Raw genomic sequence first — 12,524 nt, forward strand, 5'->3', positions numbered from 1 at the left:
ATTTTTGTTACATTCATTTTAAAGTTCGAAATTTATACATAAAAAAAAGGAGCAAATGCTCCTTTTATATTAATTAAATGCCATCGTACCAAGTGGTAATGTTGCACCAAGTATGAATGTAGCGATAATTAATACGATTGTAATAATTAACCACATGCCACCCATACCGTTTTTACGAGTTTTAACAAGTGCCATTTCCATTAATGCAATTGAGAATAAACCACATAATACTTTAATTCCGTACATCATGTGTGATCCAAGTGCACTGATTACATCCATGTTTTGTACATAGATCATCAGTCCGCTGAATAAAACAAGTAGATAAACAACACGTAAAATCATGTGTGTAATCTTTCCACCTTTGTTTTCAGCTGATGAATTTTTCATGTAAGAAAGTAAAGTAACAATAAATAGCACAACAGCAAGTACAATCGCTGTTAAGTGTAAATGTATCACTTAAAGTTCCCCTTTTTTTATTTAATATAAGTTGTTAATGTACCAATACCATTGATAGATACGCGCACAACATCTCCTGATTTAAGGAAGTCAACATCTGGTAATCCAGCAGCTACTCCTTCAGGTGTACCAGTTGCGATAACGTCTCCTGGTTGAAGTTTAACATATTTAGACACTTCAGAAACAAGATTTTCAATCTTTAAGACCATATCACTTGTATTGCCGTCTTGTCTAATCTCATCATTCACTTTTGTAACAATCGCTGTGTTTTCGGGGTTTGGAAGTTCATCTTTAGTAACAATATATGGACCCATTGGTGTCGCAAGACTCTTCGCCATGAAGAACTGTTTAAATTTCTTCTGTAAGTCTCTTGCTGAGATATCATTGACGATTGTATACCCATAAATGTAATCAAACGCCATGTGTGGTTCAATATTGTGTGCTTCCTTACCAATTACAACACCAAGCTCTCCTTCGTAATCGAGTTCAGATGTCACTTCTTTGAAGTCACTGATCGTGCCCTCATCACCAACGAGACTAGAGTTTGCCTTAGTAAACACAGTTAACTCCACTTTATTCCCTAATTCTTCTGCATGTTTCTTGTAGTTACGACCAAAGCTAATCGTGTTGTTTGGTGGCTCCACTGGTGCTAAAAATGTAATCTCGCTAAATGGTGCTTTATATAGATGACGATCATCTTCTTGATCTGCTTTTTCTACGAGCTTACGCACGATTTCTTGGAAATCAAGTGTGTGATATTTTGTAATACCTTCAAGTAAAGTTTTTGGATAGTCTTTGTCTTCACCAAATGCCTCAAAAAGCTTAGGTAAAATCCACGCACTATCTTCGCGTTTCACTTTTACTCCATAGTATTTTTGTTTGTTGTATTCGAATGTTAAGAATTTCATAGGACGACTCCTTTTTCTCTTTTAACAAGTATATCAAATTTCAAATACAAATTCTTTTTTTAAACCACTTAAATAAAAATATTAATGACAAAGTACGTGAATGCCGCACAAAGTGCTGAAATTGGTAATGTAATCACCCAAGTGATTAACATGCGCTGTGCTGTAGTCCATTTCACACCTTTTAATCTGTGTGAAGATCCTACACCAAGGATCGATGAAGACACAACGTGCGTCGTTGATACCGGTAAATGAATGTACGTCGCACCAAAAATAATTAATGCAGATGAAAGGTCAGCTGCAACCCCGTTTGCTGGACGAATTTTCATGATGTTACCACCAACTGTTTTGATGATTTTCCAACCACCAACTGCTGTACCAAGTCCCATTGCTGTCGCACATGAGAGCTGTACCCAGAACTGAATGTCTGTGGATGTTTGTAAGTTTGCTGCGATCAGTGCCATCGTGATTACACCCATCGCTTTTTGCGCGTCGTTCATACCGTGTGATAATGCTTGTAAAGATGCCGTGATGATTTGTACAAAACGGAATCTTTGGTTTGTCTTCGCTAAGTTTTTATCTTTCATTACCGTTTTAATAATTGTATAAATAATAAAACCAACGACGAATGCAATGAGTGGTGACGTAATGAGCGCCATTAAGATTTTAGTAAATCCTTTGTACTCTAAAATACCAAAGCCACTTGATGCGATCGCGGCACCTGCGATTGCACCGATAAGTGCGTGTGATGAAGAACTTGGAATACCAAAGTACCACGTAAACAAGTTCCAAAAAATACCTGCAATCAATGCAGAAAGAATAACGATTGAACCATCTTGAAGTGCGAATGGGTCAACGATATCCCCAGTGATTGTTTTTGCAACACCTGTAAATAACAACGCACCGACGAAGTTCATTCCTGCTGCAATTAAAATTGCATGACGTGGTTTTAACGCACGTGTCGATACAGCAGTAGCGATTGCATTTGCTGTATCGTGGAATCCGTTGATGAAGTCAAATGCGAGTGCTGCGATTACGATTAATATAGTAATTATTAATAAAGTATCCATCTACAGCACCTTAGCTATTTTTCATTACGATAGATTCAAGGATAACTGCGACCGCTTGGCATCTGTCTGCAATGTTTTCTAAATTATTATAGATATCTTTCATTTGCATAATTTTAATAGGATTTTCTTCAGTTTCGAATAATTCTTTAATAGATGTTCTAAGTACCGCGTCACAATTTGTTTCGTATTCTTTAATCTTGATTGCATGAACACGAACATGATCAAATTTACGTTCATTCACAAGTCCTACAGCAACTTTTGCTTCAGAACAAGCTTTTGAGATATTTTCTACAAACACATTGATATGTGGCGTATGTCTCTTTCGGTTATACATCATGAACATCGCTGCAACTTCTTCCATACCGTCTAATACATCATCTAATGCATTCGCTAACGCTAAGATATCTTCACGCTCGATTGGCGTAATAAATGTCTGGTTTAAGTCAGAGATTAAGTGATGCATGAGGTTATCCCCATGAGTTTCAAACGCTTTGATATTATCAAAGTACGTCTTGAAGTCAAATTCTGAATCGAGATTCACATTCTCAAAATCTTTTGCTGCACGTTCTAAGTTTTCTACCATAGTGTTGAGTTGAACTGCAAATTTGTTTGGTTTTCTATTAAACACTTTTCTTTTCCTCCTGAAATTAAAAAAGGAAGACTTTTTAGTCTTCCTTAACTATAATAAATCTTTTCTTCAAAAATGCATAGATAATTATCTAGATAATGTTAATATTTCGTTAAGATTTGGCTAACGAGTAAAGTTGAAAGCGTCACCACTGACGAGATACCAATCGCAGTGATGACCTGTACTTCTCCATATAAATTAAAGCCAATTCCGTAAAAGATAATACCCATGATAATCGCGAATACCAAGTAGTAAATTACAGAATATTTTCCGTGGTGATTGAAACGCTTAAGCACGTTTTCCGGTAAATTTTGGCTCAATGCCCAAATAGATAAAAACATGCCTACTGCAATCATCGGACCACCGATATACTCACCAATAATTGTGCTACTCATTGACCCAACACTTAACACTTCAATCATCTTAATGACCAGTCCGCCGATTAGAAACACGACAATCAGCGCGGCTTGCATATATTTTGGTAATACTTCTTCAATCTTCACTCGTGCAATCAAACTACCAATTAACGCAAACGGTATGCTGATAAATACAAGAAGTACAAAAAGTGGTAACTCCACTATTGTGCTTAAGTTTAAGCGCGCATACTCGATAACATCTCCTGTTCTAAAAATAGAAACATAATCATTAAACTTTTGAATCGCACTATAGACAATATTATTTGTCTGTAATGCACTGAGCGCTTTTAGTACGACATTGATAAAAATATGTGTAACCACTAAAACTGCAATCGTCGCGAGTGTTAGTAAAATCGAACGATTTCTATATAAGAGAATCACGAGTCCACTTACACAAGCTAAGAATAATACATCTTGTCCATTTAAAACCAAAGAAATCATAAATAATATGAGGACAGATATGATTAGTGGTTTTATTATATCTTCTCGGACTGTCACAAAGTATCCAACTGTGAGTGACAGCAGTGGTAACAGCACACCCCCAAAGAAGATCTGATAGATTTGAAACTCTTTTAATTCTGCACCATAGAAATATTCATACGGATTCACGAGGTGCAATGGTAAGACGAATTGAATGCTCGCACCAATCATCAAGATGATGAATGTAAATGATAGCATTGTGTTTATCTTTAACTTTTCATTAAGCAACGTTTACCACTCCATAATTAAAGTAATAGATGTACACTTTCACAGGCTTATTTAAAGCTGCAATCAGTGACTTTTGATAGATATCCATCTGTGTAAAGTATCTGTCTTTAAGTGCCTCTACATTGAGACCATCCACACGGTCTGTTTTATAATCGATTAACACATAGTAATCCTCGTGTTCAACGAGTAAATCGACAATACCTTGTACCATCTTACCAGAAATATCACTGTAGCCGATTACCTTTTGGCTCATAATAAATGGCAATTCTGTGTGCACGACTGTCGCATCTTTAAATATACTCATAATCGTCTCATCAGAAATAAATCGTAAGGCATAATTCATCATACGTGTCTGCATTGTTTCTGTGACAAGTGGAATATCCTCTGTGTAGTGGATGACGATGCGTTTAATGATTTCACTTTGTGCCTCTCTATCTATATTCATGAGTGATTCAAATCTACGACTCACTTGCACCATCACTGCGTGCATATGCGTACCAAAGAGTGGTGCATCTGTGGATTGATCTAAGAATTTAGGTTTCGACAATTCCACTTCACGTTCAAATAAATCTGTGCGTAAAATCGCTTCGTCTGGAACAGTTTCATTCTTGCGCTTTATTTCTGAGACAGATTCTTTCACTGTTTCTTTATTCATTTCGTTCGGGACATACGCGTAGTTCATACGCGTTTCTACTTGAGGCGAATACGCTACTTTTAAACTGAGTAAATCGTCGAATGAGATGCGTTTTTGGTTCTCTTCTTCGTGACGTATTTCATCGATGTATTCTGTACGTGTTTGATAGAACGTCTCTTTCGAGCCAAATAGCATCGGTATAATCAATGCTTCAATTGATTTCGCAGAGAGTCTAATATCTGCGGGTACTGATACACCATACTCATACGTGTACAGTGGTTTTTTGGTCTCGAGATACGACAATTTGTCACTACGAGCCTCTTCAAAATCAGATTCAGACACCATATTCACAAACGGCATGTAGAGTTTCGACTTTGCACGTGTTAATGCCACATATAACAGTCTCATCTCTTCTGAAATTCGCTCTTTAACGAGTTTTTGGTGCATTATTTCGTAATCTAAGTTAGACATGACAAGACCTTTGTCTTCATCATAAGATTTTAATGACATACCAAAATCTGGATGTACGAGGATCTTGTCAGATAACCCGCGACCTAGAATAGAATAGTCTTGGTTTAAGATAAACACATGCTTAAATTCAAGTCCTTTAGATGCGTGAATCGTCATCACTCTCACAACGTCTTCATGCTCACTGATGGCACTCTCTTCACCGAAGTCGATGTCTTTATCTCGTAAATAATTGACATGGTTAATGAATTGATAGAGAGAATGATGATTCATGCTTTCAAATTCAATCGCGCGTTCAATGAGACCGAATAGATTCGCACGTCTGACATCTCCTCCTGGAAGACCTGAGAAGAATTCAAGAATGTTAAAGTGGTCAAATATTGTTCTGAGTAACCCAGATACCGTGTGATATCTACTTTCTTCAACAAGTAGTGTCAATGTGTCTAAGAGCATGTCGACTTTTTCTTTTGTATCGTCCGCTTCAAAATAGTCAAAGAGTGCATCATAGAAATAATGCGCTTTTGAGTTCAATCTAATTTTTGCGAGGTCATCTTCAGTAAAATCAAAGAACGGTAACCTCATGACTCCGATAAGTTTGTCATCTTGTAATGGATTATCGATGATGGATAAAAGACTGACACACGTTTTGATTTCTAACGTATCGAAATACCCTTTTGTATCTTGATATGATAACGGAATATCATGCGCTCTAAATATTTCATTAAACTGGTCAATCGCTTTTCTGTTACGTGTTAATAGAACGATACCTTTATAATTCACACCAGAATTATGGAGTTCTTTTATTTTCTTTACGACATAATCAAGCTCTACTTCTGTACGTCTAATGTTGCGATCTTTGTTACCAACAAGGCCTACGATTTCTGTCATGATCGTATCCTTGTTTTCATCTAACCCAACGTATAGTTTTTCGTCATCGTTATATTCAATTTCACCGACGTCACTATCCATTAAGTGTTCAAACAAGAAGTTTGTCGTGTCGAGCACACCGATATTCGAACGGAAGTTCATGTTGAGTGGAATGACTTTCCCTGTGCCTTTAGAGTTAAATCTATTTTGCTTCTCTATGAATAGCTCAGGTGCAGCTTGACGGAATTTATAAATAGACTGTTTTACATCCCCCACCATAAACAAGTTTCCATTTGATTCGTCACCTGTCTTGATGAGTGAAACAATTTTTTCTTGAACGTAGTTTGTGTCTTGATATTCGTCAATCATGACTTCTTTAAATTTATTTTTATAGAGGTCACTCACTTCCCCGTTATTTGCCGTTAAAATCTGTATCGCAAAATGTTCGTAATCACTGAAGTCGATGACTTGGTCACGTGCTTTATTCAAACGATATCCCTCGATGAGAGACTTTGCGAGATCAATCATCACGTTATTCATTCCATTTAATTCTGTCAGTTCTTTTTCTAATTGTGTTTTACTCACTGGTAGATTTGAGGTAAGTGACTGAGTGTACATTGAAATTTCGTCCATCGTATGATCAATTCTGAATTTCACCGAAGGCTCTTCAATGTCTTTATATAATTTTGTTGAACGCGTTGGCACTTTTTCTAATGTTTCGAAGGTAAAATTATCCGCTTCAACATTATTAAGAAGTACGTGTAGTTGATCCTTTAACTTACCAATTTTATTGAATTGTGCCTGTTGTTTTAATAGCGTGTCATTATCATGAGCGATCGTGTATAGTGATATGAGTTCATCTACTCGTTCGATTGTTCTCGTGATTTCTAGCTTGTATTTATCTTTTCCTACTTTGTAGAGTTCTTCAATCTTGTCTACATTTATATATTGATTAAGAAGCGACTCTAAGAACTGAAACGGATCACTCGTTGCGATTGCTGTTTCGTATAGCTTCTTAACTTCTCTTTTCAATGGGTCGTTCACTTTATCTGTCGCGATAAATCGCTCGAGCTTTAGGAAGTCTTTATCTCCACTTCTATACCACTCTTCTAAGATAGAATCGAGGACGTCAGAAATACGCGATACTTTTTCTTCTTCCATCAATGTACGCATGTCTGGAGACAGACCAATCACGTTGTAATGGTTTTGAATCAAGAACATACAGAAGGAGTGAAGTGTCGAAATATGTGCACCATTCAGCTTTAACACTTCTTCTTCTAAATGTGTGCGTTCTTCTGAGAACGGCTCAAGTGTTAGAATGATTTCTCTCAGACGGTTTTCTAACTTTTGTTTCATGTCGCGTGCACTTGCTTTTGTGAATGTCGCAACAAAGATTTCATCGACACTATAATATTTTGTACGAATGTTATTGATGATACGTTCGACGAGTACAGCTGTCTTACCACTTCCCGCTGCTGCTGAGACCAGTAAGTCGCTGCCTTTATAATCAATTGCAGCTTGTTGCGCTTCGGTAAACTTCATCTCTTTCTTGCACTCCTTCCTTCAATTTCTTACTCGCTTCCTCTACTTCTAAGCTATTCATCTCGACGAAATCACGTTTGTTCATGAGATAATCAATGTTACATGCTGATTTGAACTCACAAAACGCGCATGGTGACAGTATTTCATTCACTGTCAGTGGGTTAACATCAACTTTTCCTGAATACAATAGATCTGCGCCATCTCTAATTTTATTAATTGTGAATGTTTCGATGCGTTTGTACCCATCCGTCGATAGTATTTTAGAAAGATCTCTCTTATGGAACGCGCCATCTTTGTTCACTTGTAACCTGTAAAAGTCTGACAGTTTCGCGTCACCATTCAACATTTCAACGAGACCTGGACTCTCACGATTTAACGTATGCATCTCACTATCATTTAAATCAGCCACAAATTTACCATTCGGACGAAGCTCTGCCTCTTTCTTCTCTTGAACAAACGCTTCAAACTCTAAATCCGTCATGTCTCTCACCTTTTGAATTTCTCTATCAGTTAGTGTCACTGTCGGATTCACTACAGGATAAAAATGCATAAGTAATGGGATGAGTTCACCACTGATTTTGTTGTGTCCGTTCTCGAGTAATACTTTCATGTATGTGAATTGTTGAAGCTCTTTACCTACATAGATTTCTTTTAGATTTAAGTCTTTTGTAGAGTTTGATTTGTAGTCAATGAGTGAAATATAAGAAAATGGACCGTCGTGCTTGATGTCCACTCGGTCAATTTTACCGCGTAGATTAATTTTATGACCCGCGTCACTCACAAGTTGTAACTCACCAAAATCGCTATACTCTTCTCCAAATGTACCTTCAATAATTTCAATTTTAAAGTCACTGTTTTCTAAGTAACGTCTCAAGTTAATAATCGTCTCAGAAATTGTTTTTGCTGCACGGATTTTTAGTGACTGATAGAAGGCATTTGTTTCGAAGATTCCGTACGAAATCTTTTCGACAATACGATCTACGGATTGAGTAACTTCTTCTTTAATCGTTTCATTTGATTGACCAACAAGCTGTTTACCGAGTCTTTTACCTATTACATCTTCTAGCACGCTATGATACAAGTTACCGATTTCTAGTGGCCTTACTTCAAACGGCTTTCTTGGTTTCAGGTTTAGCCCATATTGTGAGAAGTGTTTAAACTGACAATTGTAAAACGTTTGAAATCTTGAAACAGAGGTCTTGAGTGCATCTCCGTAAAGCGAAAGAGCAACATCAGTCGATAAATTTTCTGCTCGATTCGTAAATTTAAGCGTACGTTTTAACTTCCTGTACGAATCATTATCTTTTTCTTTTAAGAGACTCAAACCTTCTAAGAACGGAAGATAGTTCGGTACTTGGTCCAGTTTTTCTAAATCTGTGTATGATTCTTTCATCATCTTACGTAAATTCATATGCAATAAGTCTCTCATAGATGACTCACTAGAAAGTTGACTATAAATATCTTGCGTCTGATACTTTGCTGTTTCAATGTATTTTAGATTAGTATGTTTTTCATTTGAGTCTAAAATTTCCTTAACAAATGGAGAAATAGTCGTCAGTTCTCCGCTAATCGACACGTTTGAGAATGAAATATATAGACCATCTGTCGGTCTCGTAAGTCCATGGTAGAACACGAATCGCTCATCCGCACGAAGGGTGTCTGACGTCGGAGAGAGTGCGATGTTTTTATCTTCAAAAATACGTTTCTCGTCATCTGTCAGTATATGGTTCGTTGACATATCCATCGGCATTGCCGTGTTATTCATTCCAACAATAAACACATACTTCTTGTTTTCGACTTTCGCGAGTTCGATTTTACCGACAACCACTTCTTCTAAAGTAGACGGCAACATACTAAACTCCGCTTCGTTTAGTCCTTCCGTAAATGTAGACATAAATGAGTCAAATGATTTTTCCTCATCTTTATATACGGTATAAGCTTGATCCATAAGAGATATTAAGTGCTTGTAGACCTCTTCAGTTTCGTTAACTCGGCGTACTGATTCGTCGTGTGCATTAATTTCATTCGATACTTTCTCTAAAACACCATTATTTTCTAGGAAATAATATAGAATTTCTAAATATTCTTTTACAGTTGTTGCATTATCCCACGCAGCAAAAAGTGTCGCTAACGCTTCTAAAATTCTATTCTTATACTGGATTAATGCTTCTAAGTTTTCGTTCGTCTCTTCGTCGACTTCAACAATACGTCCATCATCAGTTAACTCAAATTGAGTTTTAAAGACGTCGTCATTTCGGAGTTTCGTGTAATTTATGCCCCGCTCTAGGACAATATTTTCAAATAAATACATCGAGTTTATATCAGTGATTTCATTTAAGTAACCGCTCTTCATGATGTTGATGACAGTCGTGCGTTCTAGATTTCTAGAATACGCATTGAAGAGACTTAAGATAAACTGTGCAAATGGATGTCGATTCATCTTATATTTTTCATCGATATGAAAATAGATGTTGAACTTGTTAAAGATGTGTTCAATTTGACGTGCATACGTATCATCTCTGTATAGCACACCAATGTCGTTGTACGTTGCTTTTTTATCTCTTACAAGTGACTCAATTTGTCGCGCTACTTCTGTAATTTCTGCACGTGGATTCTCCGCTTCGATAATCGTGATACCGTCATAATCTCTGATATAACTGCCATCATAAAGAAACGTCTCTACATCAACCAGTCCTTGCTTATTTGCACGCACATTACGCTCATCGAAATGCACGATTTCTGTACCTGCTTCAGTGAACATATCCGGCATTTGAAGTCTTTCGATTACGGCATTTGTTTTTCTGAACAGTGATTTATTATTGCCGTCTTGCAGCAAGATTAAATGAATGTCATCCGTGAATTTATTTAGCACCTTTAAGAAACGGTACTCAACTTCACTTAAGTTGTGAAATCCGTCAATATAAATTGTAGCATTTTTGAGACTTGGGACTTCATCTGGTGATAGCCTCGCAAGGCGATCCACAAAGTCTGGCATTGCATTCACTTTTTCGATATTGTGTCGTTCAATTGTATTTTGCCATCTCTTATAAATTTGAATTAAGTCACTATACTTCTCAGCCATTCTATTGTTGGGCCATTCAATGGACTCTAGTGTTTCCACGTCCACTTCATAACTCACAAATTCTTCAATCATATCCAGTACTTTTCGAGAAAACTTCACATGATTTTTTGAATCACGGTAGTACTTGAGTTCATCTTCACCGAAACTCTCGATTAATTTATGTATCAGCATGATGTGCCCAGATTCTGACAATGTATCTCTATTTCCTGCACCAATCTCGTTTAAAATATGCCACATAAATCTAGAAAAGCTTAAGACACTTGTTCTTAAGCTTCCACTATATATAGATTTATCTGGGTCCGTTAACATACTTTCGTATGTCAGTGTATTCTGAGTTGGTGTGATGATAAAAATCTTGTTACCAAGTGGTTCTTTTTCAGTCTTTTTAATAATTTCTTCAAACATGTGTGTTGTTTTACCTGTACCACTAACACCTGTCCAAATATGAATCATACACGTTTCACCCTATTCACTAAAATCAGTTGTAAATTCGCTAAATGGCCAAAACTTAAGTTGAACTTTTCCGATAATGTCATCCTCACTCACAAGGCCGATTTCTCTAGAGTCTTTCGAGACTGCTCTGTTATCGCCAAGCACTAAATATTGTCCTTCCGGGATTTTATCTCCAGAAACACCGAGAGATTCTAACGTGAAATTATCACTATACGATCTTTCATAATCATCTACATACGCTTCGTCGAGCGCTTCACCGTTGACATAAACGACCTTATCAATCATTTCAACTGTGTCTCCAGGAATACCGATGACACGTTTAATATAGGCTTGCTCGTGTCCAGCATCGAAAACAATGACATCAGAATTCTCAATATCTTTAAAATTATAAATAAATTTATTCACAATCACACGTTCGTTCTCATGGAAGGTGTTCTCCATGCTCGAACCATCAACCACGTACTGAGCAAATAGAAAATATCTAATCACTAAGATGACTGCAATCGCAATCACAAACGATATTATCCAGTCTCTAATTTCTTTTAACATAAAAGCACCTTAACCTTCCATTTTTTTGTCAATATACCGTTGATATATTTTTGATAATACATAGAGTAAAACAAGAAATACGACAGATATAATGATGCGCACCGGTGATTTTAAGAATCCAGTGATGTCATAACCGATAACAGAAATCGATAAAATCATGACAAACTTCGATGCAAGTAATATATATAGATACACATGACGACTCACATTCGACATCGCAGTGATTATGTTAACAACACTAGAAGGGGTAAACGGAAGACTCAGCAATATAAAGAGAAAACTAAATCCTCTCGTATCGATAAACTCACGCATCTTATAGAGCCGTTTGTGCTTGTTGATATACTTCGTCGCTCGATTTCTAAAGAGATAACGTGCAAGTAAGAATACACTATAACTCCCCGTGACACTCCCAGCGTAGCTAATCAAGAAACCTACTAAGAGACCATATGAATTTGTGTTTAAAATGACAATCGCGATGAGTGGAAGAATTGGAAGAAATGATTCTAACACAACGAGAAACAATCCAACCAAAATACCAAACTGACTGAACCTATCAAAGACTAGCTCAATCCCCTCAGGCGTCGATAAAAGCTCTATTAAGTGCTGCATAACATTAACCTCTAATTTTTTAAAATGAGTATGTTTATTATAACATTACAGAAGAAAAGAGTCGTGAGTGGACATCGATTATTGCGACATAGAGAGATTGTTTTTATCTACAAAAAAAGACGCACAGCCTACAGGCC

General features: G+C 36.8%; 9 protein-coding genes. All 9 read right to left on the minus strand.

The window, feature by feature from the left end; translation table 11 throughout:
- Positions 1–69: 69 nt before the first annotated feature.
- Positions 70–456, minus strand: a complete 387-nt coding sequence (locus IEU51_RS03945) for a YisL family protein (protein ID WP_186085477.1) — start codon at positions 454–456, stop codon at positions 70–72.
- 17 nt (positions 457–473) lie between these two features.
- Complete coding sequence (locus IEU51_RS03950) at positions 474–1,364, minus strand: fumarylacetoacetate hydrolase family protein (RefSeq protein ID WP_186085474.1); 891 nt, start codon at positions 1,362–1,364, stop codon at positions 474–476.
- A 68-nt stretch (positions 1,365–1,432) separates the two neighbouring features.
- Positions 1,433–2,431 (minus strand): inorganic phosphate transporter, encoded by a 999-nt coding sequence (locus tag IEU51_RS03955; RefSeq protein WP_186085471.1) that lies wholly within the window; start codon positions 2,429–2,431, stop codon positions 1,433–1,435.
- A 10-nt stretch (positions 2,432–2,441) separates the two neighbouring features.
- Positions 2,442–3,059, minus strand: a complete 618-nt coding sequence (locus IEU51_RS03960; protein WP_186085468.1) for a DUF47 domain-containing protein — start codon at positions 3,057–3,059, stop codon at positions 2,442–2,444.
- 101 nt (positions 3,060–3,160) lie between these two features.
- Positions 3,161–4,183: a DUF418 domain-containing protein gene (locus tag IEU51_RS03965; RefSeq protein ID WP_186085465.1), complete on the minus strand. Its 1,023-nt coding sequence runs from the start codon at positions 4,181–4,183 to the stop codon at positions 3,161–3,163.
- Positions 4,176–7,694: a helicase-exonuclease AddAB subunit AddA gene (addA, locus tag IEU51_RS03970; RefSeq protein ID WP_186085462.1), complete on the minus strand. Its 3,519-nt coding sequence runs from the start codon at positions 7,692–7,694 to the stop codon at positions 4,176–4,178. The genes IEU51_RS03965 and addA overlap by 8 nt, the downstream gene beginning before the upstream one ends.
- Positions 7,660–11,229 carry a PD-(D/E)XK nuclease family protein gene (locus IEU51_RS03975; protein WP_186085459.1) on the minus strand — a complete coding sequence of 1,190 codons (3,570 nt, stop codon included), beginning with the start codon at positions 11,227–11,229 and terminating at the stop codon, positions 7,660–7,662. The genes addA and IEU51_RS03975 overlap by 35 nt, the downstream gene beginning before the upstream one ends.
- 12 nt (positions 11,230–11,241) lie before the next feature.
- Positions 11,242–11,778, minus strand: a complete 537-nt coding sequence (gene lepB / locus IEU51_RS03980) for a signal peptidase I (protein ID WP_186085457.1) — start codon at positions 11,776–11,778, stop codon at positions 11,242–11,244.
- Between the two features lie 9 nt (positions 11,779–11,787).
- Complete coding sequence (locus IEU51_RS03985; protein WP_186085454.1) at positions 11,788–12,387, minus strand: TVP38/TMEM64 family protein; 600 nt, start codon at positions 12,385–12,387, stop codon at positions 11,788–11,790.
- Between the last annotated feature and the right edge of the window lie 137 nt (positions 12,388–12,524).

Origin of the sequence: Phocicoccus schoeneichii (genome assembly GCF_014635565.1) — a bacterium.
GTDB lineage: Bacteria > Bacillota > Bacilli > Staphylococcales > Salinicoccaceae > Phocicoccus > Phocicoccus schoeneichii.

Bases quoted from the DNA above. Each gene is read 5' to 3' on its own strand.
- IEU51_RS03950 (WP_186085474.1), bottom strand. From the start codon at position 1,364: ATGAAATTCTTAACATTCGAATACAACAAACAAAAATACTATGGAGTA.
- IEU51_RS03955 (WP_186085471.1), bottom strand. From the start codon at position 2,431: ATGGATACTTTATTAATAATTACTATATTAATCGTAATCGCAGCACTC.
- addA (WP_186085462.1), bottom strand. From the start codon at position 7,694: ATGAAGTTTACCGAAGCGCAACAAGCTGCAATTGATTATAAAGGCAGC.
- IEU51_RS03975 (WP_186085459.1), bottom strand. From the start codon at position 11,229: ATGATTCATATTTGGACAGGTGTTAGTGGTACAGGTAAAACAACACAC.
- lepB (WP_186085457.1), bottom strand. From the start codon at position 11,778: ATGTTAAAAGAAATTAGAGACTGGATAATATCGTTTGTGATTGCGATT.
- IEU51_RS03985 (WP_186085454.1), bottom strand. From the start codon at position 12,387: ATGCAGCACTTAATAGAGCTTTTATCGACGCCTGAGGGGATTGAGCTA.